This is a genomic window from Microvirga arsenatis (assembly GCF_009910705.1).
Lineage (GTDB): Bacteria > Pseudomonadota > Alphaproteobacteria > Rhizobiales > Beijerinckiaceae > Microvirga > Microvirga arsenatis.
Genome location: NZ_JAAAXJ010000001.1, coordinates 145252 through 163650 on the forward strand (window position 1 = coordinate 145252; position 18399 = coordinate 163650).

The 18399-nt window shown below is 65.1% G+C and carries 18 protein-coding genes; 11 read left to right on the forward strand and 7 right to left on the reverse strand.

The genetic code is table 11. The annotated features are described in order from the left end of the window. The first annotated feature begins 46 nt into the window (after window positions 1-46). Window positions 47-1858 (forward strand): ABC-F family ATP-binding cassette domain-containing protein, encoded by a 1812-nt coding sequence (locus GR303_RS00685; protein ID WP_161721484.1) that lies wholly within the window; start codon window positions 47-49, stop codon window positions 1856-1858. A 405-nt stretch (window positions 1859-2263) separates the two neighbouring features. On the opposite strand, the gene GR303_RS24465 is transcribed toward GR303_RS00685, so the two are convergent. Continuing rightward, on the reverse strand, window positions 2264-2536 hold the full coding sequence (locus GR303_RS24465) for a hypothetical protein (RefSeq protein WP_210254013.1): 273 nt from the start codon (window positions 2534-2536) through the stop codon (window positions 2264-2266). Window positions 2537-2827: 291 nt separating this feature from the next. Between GR303_RS24465 and GR303_RS00690 the strand changes: the two genes are divergently transcribed. Next, a complete protein-coding gene (locus GR303_RS00690; protein WP_210254014.1) occupies window positions 2828-4300 on the forward strand; it encodes a cadherin domain-containing protein in 1473 nt (490 codons plus the stop codon). A 48-nt stretch (window positions 4301-4348) separates the two neighbouring features. Here the strand turns inward: GR303_RS00690 and GR303_RS00695 are convergent, their stop codons facing one another. Genes GR303_RS00695 through GR303_RS00705 form a run of 3 tightly spaced genes read right to left on the reverse strand, consistent with a single transcriptional unit; the run spans window position 4349 to window position 6006 of the window. Further along, complete coding sequence (locus tag GR303_RS00695) at window positions 4349-4561, reverse strand: dodecin (RefSeq protein WP_161721486.1); 213 nt, start codon at window positions 4559-4561, stop codon at window positions 4349-4351. Window positions 4562-4615: 54 nt separating this feature from the next. Then, window positions 4616-4987 (reverse strand): VOC family protein, encoded by a 372-nt coding sequence (locus tag GR303_RS00700; RefSeq protein WP_201751841.1) that lies wholly within the window; start codon window positions 4985-4987, stop codon window positions 4616-4618. Beyond that, window positions 4987-6006 carry a fumarylacetoacetate hydrolase family protein gene (locus GR303_RS00705; protein ID WP_161721488.1) on the reverse strand — a complete coding sequence of 340 codons (1020 nt, stop codon included), beginning with the start codon at window positions 6004-6006 and terminating at the stop codon, window positions 4987-4989. The genes GR303_RS00700 and GR303_RS00705 overlap by 1 nt, the downstream gene beginning before the upstream one ends. 73 nt (window positions 6007-6079) lie before the next feature. On the opposite strand from GR303_RS00705, the gene GR303_RS00710 reads away from it, so the two are divergent. The 6 genes from GR303_RS00710 to GR303_RS00735 all read left to right on the forward strand — a co-directional run bounded on the left by GR303_RS00710 (window position 6080) and on the right by GR303_RS00735 (window position 12288). Next, a complete protein-coding gene (locus GR303_RS00710) occupies window positions 6080-7168 on the forward strand; it encodes a TRAP transporter substrate-binding protein (protein ID WP_201751860.1) in 1089 nt (362 codons plus the stop codon). A gap of 299 nt (window positions 7169-7467) precedes the next feature. After that, window positions 7468-8127 carry an endonuclease/exonuclease/phosphatase family protein gene (locus GR303_RS00715; RefSeq protein ID WP_161721490.1) on the forward strand — a complete coding sequence of 220 codons (660 nt, stop codon included), beginning with the start codon at window positions 7468-7470 and terminating at the stop codon, window positions 8125-8127. 96 nt (window positions 8128-8223) lie between these two features. Further along, window positions 8224-8727 (forward strand): MarR family winged helix-turn-helix transcriptional regulator, encoded by a 504-nt coding sequence (locus GR303_RS00720; RefSeq protein ID WP_161721491.1) that lies wholly within the window; start codon window positions 8224-8226, stop codon window positions 8725-8727. Continuing rightward, on the forward strand, window positions 8724-9350 hold the full coding sequence (gene maiA / locus GR303_RS00725) for a maleylacetoacetate isomerase (RefSeq protein WP_161721492.1): 627 nt from the start codon (window positions 8724-8726) through the stop codon (window positions 9348-9350). The genes GR303_RS00720 and maiA overlap by 4 nt, the downstream gene beginning before the upstream one ends. Before the next feature lie 85 nt (window positions 9351-9435). After that, window positions 9436-10551, forward strand: a complete 1116-nt coding sequence (gene hppD, locus GR303_RS00730; RefSeq protein WP_161721493.1) for a 4-hydroxyphenylpyruvate dioxygenase — start codon at window positions 9436-9438, stop codon at window positions 10549-10551. A gap of 498 nt (window positions 10552-11049) precedes the next feature. Continuing rightward, window positions 11050-12288 carry a porin gene (locus tag GR303_RS00735; RefSeq protein WP_161721494.1) on the forward strand — a complete coding sequence of 413 codons (1239 nt, stop codon included), beginning with the start codon at window positions 11050-11052 and terminating at the stop codon, window positions 12286-12288. Between the two features lie 137 nt (window positions 12289-12425). Here the strand turns inward: GR303_RS00735 and GR303_RS00740 are convergent, their stop codons facing one another. Further along, a complete protein-coding gene (locus tag GR303_RS00740; protein ID WP_161721495.1) occupies window positions 12426-13307 on the reverse strand; it encodes an alpha/beta fold hydrolase in 882 nt (293 codons plus the stop codon). 43 nt (window positions 13308-13350) lie between these two features. Further along, complete coding sequence (locus tag GR303_RS00745) at window positions 13351-15381, reverse strand: lytic transglycosylase domain-containing protein (protein WP_246726409.1); 2031 nt, start codon at window positions 15379-15381, stop codon at window positions 13351-13353. Window positions 15382-15582: 201 nt separating this feature from the next. On the opposite strand from GR303_RS00745, the gene dapA reads away from it, so the two are divergent. From dapA to GR303_RS00760, 3 genes are read left to right on the forward strand one after another with little or no spacing between them, the layout of a single operon-like run. Beyond that, window positions 15583-16467, forward strand: a complete 885-nt coding sequence (dapA, locus tag GR303_RS00750; protein ID WP_161721497.1) for a 4-hydroxy-tetrahydrodipicolinate synthase — start codon at window positions 15583-15585, stop codon at window positions 16465-16467. Window positions 16468-16476: 9 nt separating this feature from the next. Further along, window positions 16477-16950 (forward strand): SsrA-binding protein SmpB, encoded by a 474-nt coding sequence (gene smpB / locus GR303_RS00755; RefSeq protein ID WP_161721498.1) that lies wholly within the window; start codon window positions 16477-16479, stop codon window positions 16948-16950. A 52-nt stretch (window positions 16951-17002) separates the two neighbouring features. After that, window positions 17003-17533: a glycine cleavage system transcriptional repressor gene (locus tag GR303_RS00760; protein ID WP_161721499.1), complete on the forward strand. Its 531-nt coding sequence runs from the start codon at window positions 17003-17005 to the stop codon at window positions 17531-17533. A 57-nt stretch (window positions 17534-17590) separates the two neighbouring features. On the opposite strand, the gene GR303_RS00765 is transcribed toward GR303_RS00760, so the two are convergent. Beyond that, the gene (locus GR303_RS00765; RefSeq protein ID WP_161721500.1) at window positions 17591-18247 is read right to left on the reverse strand and encodes a LabA-like NYN domain-containing protein; all 657 of its coding nucleotides are present in this window, start codon (window positions 18245-18247) and stop codon (window positions 17591-17593) included. Window positions 18248-18399 lie beyond the last annotated feature (152 nt).

Below are 18399 nucleotides of genomic sequence, written 5' to 3' on the forward strand. Positions count from 1 at the left end.
CGGAGGCGTCTTGCATCTGCGACCAAGAGGTGTCAGGGGAGCAGGAATGGCGCCTCCTCCTCTTCTGACCCTCCAGGACATCGCTCTCACCTTCGGCGGCACGCCCCTCATCGAGAGCGCGGACCTATCCGTCTCCCCCGGCGAGCGGGCCTGCCTCGTGGGCCGCAACGGCTCGGGCAAGTCCACCCTTCTGAAGATCGCCGCAGGGCTCATCGAGGCCGATCGCGGCAAGCGCTTCGTCCAGCCGGGGGCGACCGTGCGCTATCTCGCCCAGGAGCCCGATCTGACGGCCTATCCGACCACGCTCGCCTACGTGGAGGCGGGCCTGGGGCCGGGCGACGACCCCTACCGGGCGCGCTATCTGCTGGAGCAGCTCGGGCTCACCGGCGCGGAACGGACCACCGACCTGTCCGGCGGCGAAGCCCGCCGCGCGGCGCTCGCCCAGGTGCTGGCGCCGGCACCCGACATCCTGCTCCTCGACGAGCCCACGAACCACCTGGACCTGCCCGCCATCGAATGGCTCGAAGGCGAGCTGAAGAGCCTGCGCTCCGCCCTCGTGCTCATCAGCCACGACCGCCGTTTTCTCGAAAACCTCTCCCAGGCCACGATCTGGCTCGACCGGGGCCGCACCCGACGCATGGAGCGGGGTTTTGGCCATTTCGAGGAATGGCGCGATCAGGTGCTGGAGCAGGAGGAGGCGGAGCACCACAAGCTCGGGCGCAAGCTCGTGGCCGAGGCCGACTGGCTGCGCTACGGCGTCACCGCCCGGCGCAAGCGCAACGTGCGTCGCCTCGGCAACCTCCATGCCATGCGCCAGCAATACCGCGAGCGCCAGCGCGCGGTCGGCACGGTCAGCATGACCATGGCGGAGGCCGAGCAGTCCGGCACCCTCGTGGTCGAGGCGGAGGGCATCTCCAAGTCCTACGGCGAGCGCCCCATCGTCGCGAACCTGTCCCTGCGCGTCCTGCGCGGGGACCGGCTCGGCATCGTCGGCCCCAACGGCGCCGGCAAGACCACGCTCATCAACATGCTCACGGGCGTTCTGGAGCCCGATGCGGGCCGCGTGCGGCTGGGCTCCAACCTGCAGATGGTCACCCTCGACCAGCGCCGGGCGAGCCTCGACCCGGGCGCCACCGTGGCCGAGACCCTCACCGGGGGGCGGGGCGACAGCGTCACCATCGGCGGCCAGACCAAGCACGTCATCGGCTACATGAAGGACTTCCTGTTCTCGCCCGAACAGGCGAGGACCCCGGTGGGCGTGCTCTCGGGCGGCGAGCGCAACCGCCTCATGCTGGCCCGCGCCCTGGCCCAGCCCTCGAACCTCCTGGTGCTCGACGAGCCGACCAACGACCTCGACCTCGAGACCCTCGACCTCCTGGAGGAGATGATCCAGGACTATTCCGGCACCGTGATCCTGGTGAGCCACGACCGCGACTTCCTCGACCGCACGGTGAGCTCCGTTCTCGTGTCGGAAGGCGAGGGGCGCTGGATCGAGTATGCGGGCGGCTACACCGACATGGTGGCCCAGCGCGGACGCGGCGTGCAGGCGCGCATCGTCGAGAAGGAAGCCAAACCGAAGAACGCCGAGAAGCCGGCCGTTGCGGCTCCACCTCAAGGAAAGCGCAAGCTCTCCTTCAACGAGCAGCACGACCTCAAGACCCTGCCCAAGCGCATGGAGGAGCTGGAGGCCAAGATCGCCAAGGTCCAAGAGATCCTCGCCGATCCGGACCTCTATTCCCGCGACCCGGCCCGCTTCCAGAAGGCCATGGACGCGCTCACCCAGCTGCAGGCGGACCTGCACGCGGCGGAGGAGCGCTGGCTGGATCTGGAAATGCTGCGGGAGGAGCTGGAGGGGTAACGGGACTCCTGCCGACAGCTAGGCTGCTTTCCCGTCACCAGCTCGCAAGAGCGGCCCAGATGTGGCACCTGCCGTGATAGCATCCCGTAGAGCCACGGCAGAGGCCAGAATAACGCCACCATTTTAGATCGCTACTCTATCGAATTTTCCACAATTTGAGCTTGCTTACCCATCGTAAGTTATATAACAACGTTTCATTGATTCACTTGCTCGTTTTAGCACTTAGGAGCAGCGAAAATGGCCTACACCATTATCACCACCAGCCAGACAAGCACTTTTGTCGCGAATCCGGGCAGTTCGGTCGTGCTGGCCCAAGGTGTATCTATTGCGCCCCCAACAGGCCTCGGAATCTCCTGCTCCAGCACACAGACTCGATTGGATCTAAGCATTTACGGCTCAGTCTTTTCAGACATCACAGGTGTTGGAATTACCGGGGGTCTGAATGAGGTTACAATTGGCCATACTGGGGTCATTCAGGGACGGCAGTGCGGAATATCCGTCTCGGAAGGATCCAACCGGATCACCAATAGCGGCATGGTGACGGCATTCAATGAGTTCCGTTTCAATGAAGTAGCAATCGCCTGCGGTGGAACCGTAAACCGAATCCTCAATGATGGGACGATTTCCGCTCAAATCGGCATTGTTCTCGGAAGCGCAGGATTGGAGGGTGATCAACATATCACCAATGCTGGAGTTATTGAGTCTCGCCAAAATCTCGAAGCCATCGTCGTATATGGCGGTGGAGCCTCCATCGTGAACACCTCGACCGGTGTGATTAAGGGCTCGATCGTATTGGCTTCAAGCCCAAATGGTTCAAATATCAATACAATCAATAACGATGGAACTATTCTTGGTGGAGGCCAGGAGCCGATCATCAAAGGCTCGGATACACGGGATTGGGTGACCAACCATAGCCAAATCTTCGGATACATCAGCTTGAATGATGGCAACGATCGCTATGAGGGTCGCTTGGGCTTCATCAGCGGGCGGATATCCCTCGGTCATGGCGACGATGTCGTCCTAGGAGGAACAGGCAACGAGACGATCGATGGCGGAGACGGTGGTGACGTGATCGATGGCGGCGACGGCGTCGACACGGCGGTCTACGAGTTGGGCGGGTCCCACGTGATCGACCTGCGGCTCACGCGCCAGCAGAACACGGGCGAGGGTCTCGATACGTTGATCGATATCGAAAACGTGGAGACCACCGGGGGCGGTAACGACCATCTCATCGGCAACGGTCTCGCCAATGTCTTGCGTGCGTATGCCGGCATCGACAGTCTCGATGGCGGAATGGGTGACGATACGCTCGATGGAGGCGAGGGCAACGACGCGGCACTTTTCTCCGGGACTGCCGGCGCCACCGTGGATCTCCGGCTGCAAGGCACCGCGCAGGACACCGGCTACGGCTTCGACACGCTCACCGGCATCGAGACGCTCGTGGGCGGCGCGGGCGACGACCGCTTCATCGGCGACGGCGTGGCCAATCTCCTGTCGGGCTCCGGCGGCAACGACATTCTGGAGGGCGGCTCCGGCGACGACACGCTGGACGGTGGCGCCGGTGTCGATACGGCCGTGTTCTCCGGCGCGAGAGCCGCTTACCAGATCACGCCGGACGGCGCTGGCGGCGCGACGGTCGTCGGTCCCGATGGCACGGATGTGGTGCGCAGCGTGCGCTTCCTCCAGTTCGCCGACGGTGTGATGGCGCTCACCAACGCAGCCCCGACAAATCTGGGTCTCTCCACGCAGAGCACGGTGGAGAACGCCCCGGTCGGCAGCGTGGTGGCAACTCTCCTGGCCCAGGATGCCGATGGCGACCGCATCACCTACAGCCTGGGCGCAGGAAGCCCCTTCGCCATCGTCGGCAACAGCCTCGTGGTGGCCCAGCCCCTCGATTTCGAGGCCGCCCGCCAGCACAGCGTGGTGGTGCAGGCGCAGGACGATTACGGCGGGGTGACCAGCCAGACCTTCACCATCGCCGTGAACAATGCCGTGGAAACAACCCCGTTCGTGCTGCGCGGCGGGGCCGGGGCGGATGGGCTGCAAGGGGAGGCCGGCCATGACACGCTTTATGGCGGCGCCGGCAGGGACCTCCTCGCGGGCGGCGCGGGTCAGGACGTGTTCGTGTTCGACACCCGGCCAGGGAGCACGAACGTGGATTCCATTTCGGACTTCTCGGTTCCGCAGGACAGCATCTGGCTCGACAATGCTGCGTTCGGGGCGCTGGGCGGCAAGGGCAGCCTCGCCCGCCCGCAGAAGCTGGCGTCGGATGCCTTCGTGAGCGCTGCGCGGGCGCAGGACCGGGAGGATCGGATCGTCTACGACAAGAAATCCGGCAAGCTCTACTACGATCAGGACGGGACCGGATCGAAGGCGCAGGTTCACATCGCCACCCTGTCCAAAGCCCTCAAGATGACGGCCGGCGACTTCTTCGTCATCTGAAGCGAGGCCCCGCAGCATCGGAGCGAAGGGCCCTTGCCCTTCGCTCCTCTAATCGGGTTCCAGGGTGAACCCGGCCTTCAGCACGACCTGGTAATGGCGCACCTCGCCGTTCTCCACATGGCCGCGGGTCTGGATGACCTCGAACCAGCGCAGGTTCCTCAGGGTCTGGCCGGCGCGCCGGATCGCCGTCTGGATCGCATCCTCGATGCTGGTTTCGGACGAGCCGACGAGCTCGACGACCTTGTAGACGTGATCATCCATGGGAGGCTCCATTGCTTCTGCAGGGAATGGACCTAGAGCATCGCTGGAGAACGCCTATGGTGCCCCGGTGCCGGTCGCTTCCATGAACTCGATCCGGTTGCCCACGGGGTCCTGGACGTAGAAGCGCCGCACCTCGGGAATGGCCCCGTCCCAGGCCGGCTCGTGGCCCGCCTCGGACAGGGTCCGCGCCAGGGCGTCCAGGTCGGCGACGGCGATGGCCGGATGCGCCTTGCGGGCCGGGCGGAAATCCTCCTCGACCCCGAGGTGGATCCTGACCGGGCCGCTCTCCAGCCAGAGGCCGCCACGGGCCGCCAGAGCCGGGGGTTTCGGCACTTCCGCCATGCCGAGCAGGCCGACATAGAACGGCCTGCACCTGTCTTCCGCCCCTTTGGGGATGGCGAGCTGGACGTGGTCCAGGCGCAGCATCACGCTTCCTTGCGATAGGCTACGACCTCCTGCTCGATGGCCCCGAAGATGGAGTGGCCGTCCTTGTCCTTCATCTCGATGCGGATCGTGTCGCCGAACCGCATGAACGGGGTTCTGGCCTCGCCGTGGAGGAGCGCCTCCACCGTGCGCAGCTCCGCGATGCAGGAATAGCCCAGGCCCCCGTCTGCGATCGGCCGGCCGGGGCCGCCGCTCGGATCCCGGTTGGAGACCGTGCCCGAGCCGATGATCGTGCCCGCCCCCAGAGGCCGCGTTCTGGCCGCGTGGGCGATCAGGGTCGGGAAGTCGAAGGTCATGTCCACGCCGGCATTGGGCCGGCCGAAGGGCTTGCCGTTGAGGGTGGACAGGAGGGGAAGGTGCAGCCGCCCCCCGTCCCAGGCATCGCCCAGCTCGTCGGGCGTGACCGCCACCGGCGACAGGGTGGAGGAGGGCTTCGCCTGGAAGAAGCCGAAGCCCTTGGCGAGCTCGCCCGGGATCAGGTTGCGCAAGGAGACGTCGTTGACGAGCACCACGAGGCGGATGGCCGCCGCGGCCTCCTCGCGGGTGGCGGCCATCGGCACGTCGCCGGTGATGACGGCCACCTCGCCCTCGAAGTCGATGCCGTGGGCCTCGTCGAGGGCGGGAATCGGGTCCCGCGGGCCGAGGAAGGAATCGGAGCCGCCCTGGTACATGAGCGGGTCGGTCCAGAAGGATTGGGGCATCTCAGCCCCGCGGGCCTTGCGCACCAGCTCCACGTGATTCACATAGGCCGATCCGTCGGCCCATTGATAGGCGCGGGGCAGGGGCGAGGCGCAGTCGTGCTCGTGGAACCGGAAGGTCGGCACCGATCCGTGCTCGAGCTGCTCGGCGAGGTCGCGCAGGCGCGGCTCGACCCTGTCCCAGTCGTCCAGGGCTTGCTGAAGCGTCGGAACGATGAAGAATGCATCCGTTGCGCGGGTGAGGTCCTTCGACACGACGACGAGGCGGCCATCACGGCCTTGATTGAGGGAGGAGAGCTTCATTGCCACCGACCGGGTTGTTATGGTCCACTCAGCTTGCAACGAAACGCTTTCCGGGGAAACGCCAATGACGACGATGAAGAGAAGAAACTTCCTGAAAGGCGCCGGCCTCGCGGCGGCGGCCGGCACGGTGGCGGCTCCCGCCATCGCGCAGACGCAGCCCGAGATCCGCTGGCGCCTGACCTCGAGCTTCCCGAAATCCCTCGACACGATCTTCGGCACGGCCCAGACCTTCGCCAAGTACATGGCGGACGCCACGGACAACAAGTTCCAGATCCAGGTCTTCGCCCCCGGCGAGATCGTCGGCGGCCTGCAGGCCATGGATGCGGTGCAGAACGGCTCCGTGGAATGCGCCCACACCCCCACCTATTACTGGGTCGGCAAGGAGCCGGCGCTGGGCATGGGCACCGGTCTCCCCTTCAGCCTCAATGCGCGCCAGCTCCATTCCTGGTGGCATTTCGCCGGCGGCAAGGAGATCATCAACGAGGTTCTGGCAAAGTATAACTGCACCTCCCTGGTCTGCGGCAATTCCGGCACGCAGATGGGCGGCTTCTTCCGCAAGGAGATCAACACCGTCGAGGATTTGAACGGCCTCAAGTTCCGCATCGGCGGCCTCGGCGGCATGGTGCTCGCCAAGCTCGGCGTCGTGCCGCAGCAGCTCGCGCCCGGCGACGTCTATCCGGCCCTGGAGCGCGGCACCCTCGACGCGGCCGAGTTCGTCGGTCCCTATGACGACGAGAAGCTCGGCTTCCTGAAGGTCGCCAAGTACTACTACGCCCCCGGCTGGTGGGAGGGCGGCGCCATGCTGCACCTCGTGGTCAACCAAGCGAAGTGGAACGAGCTGCCGAAGCACTACCAGGCGATCATGCAGAATGCGGCCGAGGCGGCGAACAACTGGATGCTGGCCAAGTACGATGCCGTGAACGGCCAGGCCCTGCGCCGCATGGTCGGTGCCGGTGCGGAGCTGCGCACCTTCTCGCCGGCCATCATGGAGGCCTCGCTCAGGGCGGCGAACGAACTCTATGCCGAACTCTCCGCCAAGAACGCGGACTTCAAGAAGGTCTACGACTCCATGGTCGCCTACCGCAACGACGTGCTGCCCTGGTGGCAGCTCAACGAATATGCCTTCGACACCTTCATGATCCGCACCCGCGGCCGGGTGTGATTGCGAGCGCCCTACGTCCAAAGCAAGCGATATGGCCGGCAGGACCGGCCGCATCGCTTGCTCTCGTCACTCTTGCCAGTTTCTTCGGGGCAGAGTGGTGGATCCTCGATCTTCTGTCTCACTTCCGGCTGCAATGGCTTGCGGCGAGCATCATCTGCCTTGTCGCGGCCCTATGGACATCCTCCCGAGCGGCCGCAGTCCTGAGCATTCTCGCACTTGGTGCGAATGCAGTGCCGGTCGCACCCTATATTCAGCTCGTTCGCGACGCCGGAAGCATCGGCACGGGCCATCTCCGGGTCATGACGTTGAACTTGCACGGTCGCGGCACTCGCCCGGAAGCGTTCCAAGCGCTCGTCGAGCAGTGGAAGCCCGACATGATCCTCCTCACCGAGCTGCCGGAGGATGGAACCCCGCTCATGGAACCGCTGGCGAACCGGTATCCCCATCGTCTCGCCGAGCGCAACGGATCGCCCTTCGACGTCGTGCTGCTGAGCCGGTGGCGGATCGAACAACGGTCGATCGATCGGAGCGCAGCCGCGTTCCTCCCCGTTCTTTCCGTACGGGCCTGCGATCCTCACCGAGCAGGTCTGTGCCTGACGCTCGTCGGCCTTCATGCGGCGCGTCCCTTGGGACGGAATCTCCGGCTTCAGGAGGCTCAGCTGAGGATTGCCGCCGCCGCTGCACGAGCAGCCTCGACGGGGGATGTGGTGGTGATGGGCGACCTCAATCTCACGCCCTGGTCCCGGGGTTTTCGTCGGTTCGCCGAGCAAGCGGGCGTGAGGGACAATCCGCAGGAGAGGGACCTGTCGGCCACATGGCTGTCCCGGCTTCCCCTGGCAGGGCTCATGATCGACCATGTCCTGACGGGGACCGGCATTCGGATGCTCCGAAGTCACGTCGGGTCGGATGTAGGCTCCGATCATCTGCCTGTCATCGCAGATCTGGCCCTGAGCGGTTGAGCTGCTTCGAACGGATCTTGACGTAGCGTCACATCAATCTAGTTGCTTCTGCAACGAATTCCGGTATTGGTTGCAGAGTCAACGATTGGTGGAGCGATGGCAGCTGGATCGGCGGCGAAGAAGCGGGTTCCCGAACCTCTGGTGGTGCTGGAGGAGTTCCTGCCCTATCGACTCAACGTTCTGGCGGGGCTCACCTCGAGCGCCCTTGCGCAGATCTATGCCGAGCGCTTCGGCCTCTCGATCCCCGCCTGGCGGGTCATCGTCACCCTCGGACAATATGAGCATCGCACGGCGCGAGACATGGCGCCCGACGGCGTCATGCACAAATCCACCGTATCGCGGGCGGTCTCGGCGCTCGAAAAGCGGGGGCTCGTGGTCCGCCGCCCGAATCTCGACGACCGCCGGGAGGAGCTTCTGGCCCTCACGCCGGCCGGGCGCGCGATCTACGAGGCGGTGGCGCCGCAGGCCCTGGCCGTCGAGGAGCGCCTGCTCTCGGTTCTCAGCCCCCAGGAGCAGAGGACGCTCTCGTCCTTGATCGACAGGCTCACCCGGCAGGCGCGGCAGCTCGCGCCCCACGGCAGCGAGGAGGACGAGGCGTGAAGCTCTACACCTATTTCCGTTCGTCGGCGGCGTACCGGGTGCGGATCGCCCTCAACCTCAAGGGCGTCTCATACGAATCCGTCCCGATCAACCTTCTCAAGGGGGAGCAGCGCGAGCCGCGATACGGGGCGGTCAATCCGCAGCATCGCGTGCCGTCCCTGGACATCGGCTCAGCAATCCTCATCCAGTCCCCGGCCATCCTGGAATATCTCGACGAGACCTATCCCGAGCCGCCCCTCCTGCCCGTCGGTGCGGTGAACCGCGCCAAGGTGAGGGCCATTGCGAGCCTGATCGCCTGCGATATCCACCCGCTAAACAATTCCGGCACGCTGGCCTACCTCAAGAACCGGCTGGGGCACGATCAGGCGGCTGCCGACGCATGGTATGCCCATTGGGTGCGCGAGGGTTTTGCCGCCATCGAGGCGATGCTCGGGGCCGGCCCCTATGCCTTCGGGACCCGGATCACGCTGGCCGACATCTACCTCGTGCCGCAGGTCTTCAACGCACGCCGCTTCAACATCCCGCTCGACGCCTACCCGAAGATCGTCGCGGTCGATGCGGCCTGCGCCGAGCTCAAGGCTTTCCGGGGCGCCGCGCCGGATCGCCAGCCCGACGCCGCGTGACGAAAGATTGCATCCGCCGAATGGCGAATGCGTTGGTTTCACATGCAAAGACCTCCCTGACGGGAGGCATGACAGGAGGAAGACCATGGGACCGTTCCCGCACGATGCGCCGCCGGCCGCCATTTCCGAAGAAAACCCCATGGGGACGGACGGTTTCGAATTCGTGGAGTTCTGCCATCCCGACCCGCAGGCCCTGGACCGTCTCTTCACGCAGATGGGCTTCAGCGCGGTGGCCAGGCACCGCTCGAAGAACGTGACGCTCTACCGCCAGGGTGACATCAACTTCATCGTCAATGCACAGCCGGGCTCCTTCGCGGAGCGCTTTGCGGCGCAGCACGGACCTTCCGCCCCCGCCATGGCCTTCCGGGTCGCGGACGCGAAATATGCCTATGACCGGGCCCTCTCCATGGGGGCCAAGCCCACGCAGACGCAGGTCGGCCCCAACGAGCTCGAGATCCCGGCGATCGAAGGCATCGGCGGGCTGCAGATCTATTTCGTGGACCGCTACGGCGCGAAGGGCTCGATCTACGACGTGGATTTCGAGTGGCTGGGCGAGCCCGATCCGAAGCCGAAGGGCGTCGGCCTCTACTACATCGATCACCTGACCCATAACGTCTATCGCGGACGGCTGAACGAGTGGGCAGGCTTTTACGAGCGGCTCTTCAACTTCCGCCAGATCCGCTACTTCGATATCGAGGGCAAGCTGACGGGCCTGCATTCCCGCGCCATGACGAGCCCGGACGGCAAGATCCGCATCCCGATCAACGAGGATGCGGGCGAGACCGGGCAGATCGAGGAGTACCTGCAGGAATACAAGGGCGAGGGCATCCAGCATGTCGCCCTGGGCTCCCACGACCTCTACGAATCCATCGAGACGCTCATTGCCGCGGGCCTCGATTTCATGCCGGCCCCCAACGACATCTATTATTCGCGGGTGGACAAGCGCCTGCCGAACCATGGCGAGCCCCTGGACCGACTCCAGAGGAACGGCATCCTCATCGACGGGGAGGGGGTGGTCGAGGGCGGCTTCACGAAGGTGCTGCTCCAGCGCTTCGGCAAGACCGCCATCGGGCCGATCTTCTTCGAGTACATCCAGCGCAAGGGCGACGAGGGATTCGGCGAGGGCAACTTCAAGGCGCTCTTCGAATCCATCGAGGAGGATCAGATCCGTCGCGGCGTCCTGAAGCCGAAGGTGGCCTGAGGCCGCAGAATCCACGATTCGCGAGGAGGCCGGGTCCGTCCCGGCCTCTTTTCTGTTCGGAACGCGCGAATCTGCCGAAAATGTGAAGCGCGTTATGCACAGGGCCGCGCTGAATGTGGCTGGCGCCGAGCCTGGTCCGGACGGGGACGTCCGGCAGAGCAGAGTGAGAAAGCCCTTATTTCTTAACGCTTTGTAAAAAAAGAGCCCCGAAACCTAACAAAGGGTAAAGCCCGTCGTCAGGAGCGTTGCCTTTGTGCAACATGCCCCTGAAAAGCCCCGTCCGCCGCCCATTTTGCGCCTTCATTCGGTTGCTTGCGGGGCCGTCCTGGATAATGTGGCTGCAGCGACGGGGGCACCCCAGTCGTGATCCTGGTGGGTTCGATCGAGAAGACGAGCCGCCGGGTACTAGGGGAAAAGGGACGTGTCGGGAGCTTCGTAGAAGCTGTCGAAGCACAAAAACCCGGCCCCCCAGGGTCTCGAAACTTTGGAGGTTTAACCATGAAGCTCGTTAAGAGCCTCTTCCTCGGATCGGTCGCGGGTCTCGCGGCTGTTGCCGGGGCTCAAGCTGCCGATCTTCCCGCGAAGAAGGCCGCTGCTGTTGAGTACGTTCGCGTCTGCTCCACCTACGGAGCCGGCTTCTTCTACATCCCGGGCACGGAAACCTGCCTGCGCGTCGGCGGCCGCGTCCGCGCCGAGTATCGCTACGTCGAGCCGCTCTCCCGCGCTGAAGACTCCATCGGCTTCCGCGCCCGTGGCCGCGTTCAGCTCGATGCCCGCACGGCGACCGCTTACGGCCTCCTGCGCACCTTCGTGCGTCTCGAGATCACCCGTAACACCGGCGTTTACGCTGGCGGCGGCGTTGCTTCGGACGCCCAGGCTGCTCAGGCCTTCATCCAGTTCGGCGGCCTCACCGCCGGTCGCGCTCCCTCGTTCTTCGTGAACCAGGACCTGCCGACGGGTAACTGGGGTGGCGTCGTGGGCTTCTACGACTTCCCCGACGTGAACCTGCTCGCCTACACCTTCACCTTCGGCAACGGCTTCTCGGCCTCGATCTCGCTTGAAGACGGCGAAGGCACGAACGTTGCCGACGCTCCGTACTTCTCGCCGGCTGGCGAGCGCTTCCCCGACGTGGTGGCTAACCTGAAGTATGCCGGCACCTGGGGTTCGGCTCAGCTCTCCGGTGTGGTGCACCAGCTCCGCAGCGTTGCGATCACCTCGGGCGGCGTTGGCGTCATTCCTGACACCGAGTATGGCTGGGCCATCTCCGGTCAGGTCGGCGTGAACCTGCCGATGCTCGCTGCCGGTGACGCTCTGTTCATCGCTGCGACCTACGCCGACGGCGCTCTCAGCTACCTCGGCCTCGGCACCAGCGCCAGCGTCGGCACGGTTTCCGCGCCCGTCGCTGAAGCCTACTACAACCCGGCTAACGGCGAGATCGAGACCGGCTCCGGCTGGGGCGTGTATGCTGGCCTGCGCCACTACTGGACTCCCCAACTGCGTTCGAACATCTTCGGTTCGTACGTGAACGTCGAGTACGATGCGTCCGGCACGCTCGTCGGTCTCCCCGACTTCCACGCTTGGACGGTCGGCGGCAACCTGATCTGGTCGCCGGTTTCGGGCCTCGATATCGGTGTGGAAGTTCTCTACCACAACATCGACCGCGACCCGACCCTGCTCGTTCTCGGCAACGACGACGATCGCTGGGAAGGCCGTCTGCGCATCCAGCGCGACTTCTAATCGGCTCGTCTGATTGGACAGGAAGACCCCGGTGGCAACACCGGGGTTTTTCTTTTGGGACGCATCGCGCACGGCGCGATGAAAAATGCCGCCTTTGCCGAAGAGGCGGCATTTTCGCGCTTGAATGTCTGTGTCGCTTAAGCCGAGGCTTCCGTTCGGAGGATGAAGCTGCGGATGGTCTCGATCAGAGCGCCGTCGAGAGCAGGGGCATGGCCCTGGCCGGGCACGGTCACGGCGTCGAGGCGCGGATGGCGCTCCTGCATCGCCTGCACCGTCTCGGCCGACAGGAGATCGGAGAGGCTGCCGCGGATGACCAGGACCGGAAAGGGCTTCAAACCCTCGAAGAGCGGCCAGAGGTCCGGGAGCGGCGCCTCGAGGTCGAGGCCCTCAAGGGTCTTCATCAGGCTGGCGTCGTAGTTGAGGGACAGTTTGCCCTCGCTCTCGCGCCAGGTGCCTCGCGCCATCGCCACCCATTGCTCGTCCGAAAATCCCGGGAACTGCGATCCCGAAATCCGGCGCAGAAGCTGCACGCCTTCGTCCAGGGTGCGAGGGATGGGCAGCTTGCCCACATAGCCGCGAATCCTCTTCAGCCCCTCCGCTTCAAGGACGGGGCCGACATCGTTGAGGACTGCGCCTGCGATGAGGGTCGGACGAGCGGCGCTCAAGCCCATGGTAATCAAGCCGCCGCGCGAGGTGCCGACGAAGACGGCCTTATCGATGCCTGCGGCGGCGAGCACCTGCAGGGTGTCGTTCAACTCCACCTTGACGTCGTAGTGCCGCCAGTCCGGGTCCCAGTCGGAGCGCCCGCGGCCGCGATAATCCAGCGACAGGACCCGCCGCGGCCGCATGACGTCGCTGCTCAGGGCCAGGGCCAGGTCGTGGAAATCCTCCGATGAGCGCGCGAGGCCGGAGAGGCACACCACCGGCAGGGCGTCGCCCGTCTCGGGCCCGTAGTCGCGGGCATAGAGGCGCAGGCCATCGGCTGCGGACACGAAGAGGTCGCGGTAGGGTTCGCTCATCTCAATCCACGTTCATGATCTCGCAGAACGGGATTTAACACCATCACTGGGTGCCTGTCGCATCCGCGGTCGCAGGAGCGGCCGGAGCAGGCTTCTGGTTCAGGCGCTCCCGGTAGACACGGAGATTTTCCAGCACGCGCTGAACGTAGTTCCGAGTCTCGTAGAACGGAATGCGCTCCACCCAATCCACCTCGTCCACGTCGGGCTTGCGAGGATCGCCATAGGACCGGACCCACTTGATCACGTTGCCTCCGCCCGCATTGTAGGAGGCGAAGGCGAGGATGTGGGAGCCTTTCCAGTCCTCCATGAGCTCGCCCAGATGCGCCGAGCCGATCTTGGCGTTGTACGACGGATCCTCGATCAGCCGCTTGAGGTCGAACCCGACGCCGAAACGCTGAGCGGTTCTCTTCGCGGTCGCCGGCATGAGCTGCATGAGCCCGCGGGCGCCGGCGCTCGAGATGGCGCGCGGGTTGAAGGCGCTTTCCTGCCGGGCGATGGCATAGATCATCGCGGTCTCGACCTCGTCGCCCACCGGCTGGAAATCGGGAATGGCCGCCAGGGGATAGGCGTGCTGGTCAAGGGGAAAGCCCCGCTGCAGGGCGATCTTGCCGATGGCAAGAACCGCGCGCGGGTTCTGCTGCGAGGCGGCGAGGCTCGCCAGGGCGTCGAGCTTGCCCGGGTCGCTCAGGGTCTGGGCCAGATCGGAGTAGAGGCTCATGGCGAGGTCCTGCTCGCCGATCTGCTGCAGCAGCCGGACGGCTTGGACCGGAACCTGCGCGTCGAAGGCCCTGCGCTCGTCCTCGGTGAGGGGATCGACCTTTCTGAGCGTGATGCCGAGGCCGAGCTTCTCCCGCGCCAGCTGGCCGTAATAGGTCGTCGGGTTCTCGGCGGCGCGCTGGTAGAACAGCCGGGCGTCCTGCTCCTGCCCGGCCGCTTCCGCAGCCCGTCCCTGCCAATAGGCAACCCGCGATTGCGAAATGGGAGTCGAAGCGGTCCTGGCGACCGTGGCGAAATGCCGGGCCGCCACGGCCGGTTCGTTCAGGAAGCGCAGGGCGATCCAGCCGGCATGGAACTCCGCCTCGATCTGCTGCACCGGCGATTCGGCGGCGTGGTGGCTCGCCACCTCATAGGCGGTTCTGGCATCGCCCTTGTCGAGGAGCTCGCGCGTGATCAGGCGCTGCTCGGCCCACCATTCGTCGCCGTCGACCCGGAGTTCCGGATCCCGCGGCGCCTGCTTGATGATGGCGGCGGCCTCCACCAGGTTGTTGCTGCGGCGCTGGAGCAGGGCGCGCGAGAACAGATAGGAAGGGTCGCTCCGGAGGGAGGCCGGAACGGCGGCAAAAGCCTTCTCGGCTTTCTTCTTGCCCTGGAAGACAGCCATGCGCGCCTTCACGAGGAGCTCGTACTCCTTGCCCGCACGGCCAGCCGCCCGCTGGGCCCCACCCCAGTTCTCCTTCAGGAGGAGCCGTTCCATGCGGAAGCGGTGGTCGGCCCGGGCGAGCACTCCGGGGAAGCGGTCGAGGATGCGTCGCTCGATATCGGGTCCGAACGTATCCTCGCGCCAGACGTGCCGGATCTTGTCGTCGGCCTCCGTGTCGCGGCCCTCCGCCTTCAGGGCGAAGGCCAGAGCCAGGCGCCCGCTGACGGTGGCCGGCGGCTGCTTGGCGAAGAAGGCGAGCACCTCGGAGGGCGGCCTGCGGTCTGCCAGCAGCGCATCCTCGCTGCGCCTGCGGATCTGGTTCGTGACCGGCCAGTCCGGATAGTCCCTCTGGAAGGCCATGATCCGGTCGAAGCCCATGGGGAGGCCGCTGCGGATGGCGAACCATTCCGCGAGGGCGTGCGCCGCCGGCTGGGCGAGCTTGGTCTTGAGGATCTGAGCCTCGGTCAGATCGTTGTCCCTGTAAGCCTTGAAGATTCCGGTCAGGTGTTCCAGGTCTCCCGGAGCCGGATTGGCAGGTACGAAGCTTTCGAGGCTGGCCGGCGGAGGGGGCTCGACCCTGGCGCCCGGCGTGTCGCTGGCATGAACGGCGAAGGTGGAGAGTTGGACAAGCGCGACCGATGTCAGAAGACCCATGAAAGGACGCATGTTGAGACTCACCCGCAACCCCTTTGCTGCCGCCTATCCCTTATTGTGACGACGTTTCTCTTGAGGAAACACTAAGTGCCGAGCTAGGACAACTCCCCGAACGAACGTTTGCGCCCATGCGCCGCACCCCCTATGTGTTAAGCCCTCGTGGCCTCCTGACCCGGCCCGGGCATTTTATCGAGGACGATCATGACCCAGTTCAAAGGCTCCATCACGGCACTGGTGACCCCCTTCAAGGATGGAGCCGTGGATGAGGCGGCGTTCCGGTCCTTCGTCAGCTGGCAGATCCAGGAGGGCACGAACGGGCTCGTCCCGGTGGGCACCACCGGCGAGAGCCCCACGCTGAGCCACAAGGAGCACGAGCGGGTCGTCGAGATCTGCGTCGAGGAGGCGAAGGGCAGGGTGCCCGTGATCGCCGGCGCCGGCTCCAACAGCACGGCCGAGGCGGTGGCCTTCGCCAGGCATGCGGAGAAGGTGGGCGCCGATGCGGTGCTGATCGTCACGCCCTACTACAACAAGCCGACGCAGGAGGGGCTCTACCAGCACTACAAGGCGATCAACGACGCCATCGGCATCCCGATCATCATCTACAACATCCCCGGCCGCTCGGTGATCGACATGTCGGTGGAGACGATGGCGCGCCTTTACGAACTCAAGAACATCGCCGGGGTGAAGGACGCCACCGCCAACATGGCCCGCGTCAGCCTGCAGCGGCAGATGATGGGTCCCGACTTCATCCAGCTTTCCGGCGAGGATGCCACGGCGCTCGGCTTCATGGCCCATGGCGGGCATGGCTGCATCTCCGTGACCTCGAACGTGGCGCCGCGCCTCTGCGCCGAGATGCAGAACGCCTGCCTCAAGGGCGACTACGCCTCGGCCCTGAAGGTGCAGGACCGGCTCATGCCCCTGCACACCAACCTGTTCATCGAGACCAATCCGACGCCCGTGAAGTATGCCGCTTCGCTCCTCGGCCTCATGGAGGATACTGTGCGCCTGCCGCTGGTGCCCGCCTCCGACAAGGCGAAGGAGGCCGTGCGCTCGGCCATGGTCCATGCGGGCCTGATCAACGCATAAAAACAGCTCATGGCAAAAGATCCGAAGAGCCCCAACCGCGTCGTCGCCGACAACAGGAAGGCGCGGTTCAACTACGAGATTCTCGACACCTACGAGGCAGGCATCGCCTTGACCGGCACCGAGGTGAAATCCCTGCGCCAGGGCAAGGCAACCATCGGCGAAGCCTATGCCGGGCCGTCGGGCGAGGAGTTCTACCTCTTCAACGCCTACATCCCCGAATACCTGCAGGCCAACCGCTTCAACCATGAGACCAAGCGCCCGCGGCGCCTGCTGCTGCACAAGCACCAGATCAACAAGCTGATCGGCGCCACGCAGCGGGAGGGTTTCACGGTGATCCCGCTCAAGATCTATTTCAACGACCGCGGACGCGCGAAGGTGGAGCTGGGCCTCGGCCGGGGCAAGAAGCTCCACGACAAGCGCGAGACGGAGAAGGAACGCTCCTGGAACCGGGAGCGGGCGCGGCTCATGCGCGAAAAGGGCTGACGCTGCGGCATAACGCGCTAGATCCCCTCCGGCGCATTCTCAGGAGGAAGGCATGGCGTCGGTTGCCCTGGTCTCGGTTCTCGGCCCCGATCGGGTCGGGCTCGTTGCTGCGATTGCGGAACACCTGTTCGACATCGGCGTGAACCTGCGCGACACGACCTTCGCCGCGCTGGGCACCGGTGCGGAGTTCGTTGCGCTGTGCGAGCTGCCCTCCGGCTTGCGGGCCGACGAGGTGGAGGCGGGGCTGAAACGCCTTCCGGAACTGGACGGTGCCGAGATCCGCGCCGTTCCCTATGCCTTCGACCCGAGTCCCGGCCCGGCAGGAAGCGTCACGCATCGCATCGCCATCAGCGGCGGCGACCAGCTCGGCCTCGTCGCCCGCCTCGCGGAGGTGTTCCGGCAGTACGAGGCCAATATCGTGCGTCTCGAGGCCCGCAAGCTCTCCGACGCGGAGGGCGGGCTCTACGTGACGCGGTTTGCCGTCTCGATCCCGGCGGACCGGACGGATCTCTGCCTCGCGACCGTCGGCAATACGGCCGGCGCCCTGGGCCTGAGCTGCGAGGTCGAGGAGAGCTCGCTGTAGGCAAAAGAAAATGGCCGGGAGAGGCCCGGCCATGATCGCATTCCGGTCCGTTGCGTCTCAGACGTCGTAATCGTCGTCCTGCGGCTGGCGAATGCCATAGCGGCTCTCGAGGGCGCCGCTGCGCGGGGGCTGCTGGCGCATGCGCTCCTGCCGCTCGCCGTTCTCGTTCAGGGTGCGCTGCGGCCGGTCGGACGGATCGCGGCCGATGCGGGCGGCGAGCTGGGCAAGGTCGAGGAACTCGTCGGCCTGGCGGCGCAACTCGTCGGCCACCATCGGCGGCTGCGTGGTGACCGTGGACACCACCGATACACGAACGCCGCGGCGCTGCATCGCCTCGACCAGGGAGCGGAAGTCGCCGTCGCCGGAGAACAGCACCATGTGATCGATGTAGGGGGAGAGCTCCAGCGCATCGATGGCAAGCTCGATGTCCATGTTGCCCTTGACCTTGCGGCGGCCGGCCGAGTCCACGAACTCCTTGGTCGGTTTCGTGACCACGCGGTAGCCATTGTAGTCGAGCCAGTCGATCAGCGGGCGGATGGACGAATATTCCTGATCTTCTACAAGCGCGGTGTAGTAGAACGCTCGGACCAGCGTACCGCGGCTCTGAAACTCCTTCAGGAGGCGCTTGTAATCGATATCGAAGCCGAGAGTTTTCGTGGTAGCGTAGAGGTTGGCGCCGTCAATGAAGAGAGCGATCCGCTGCTGGCCTGACATAAGTATTCTCTGTTTGCGTCTGCCGGAGCGGTATAACAACCTATATTATTCAAGCGACATCTATTATTTACGCAAGCAATTGAATTGCGCGAAAAATGTATGACGTGCCTTGCAACAGGCTGCTATTAACCCTTCGGACCAGTAACCCTGAC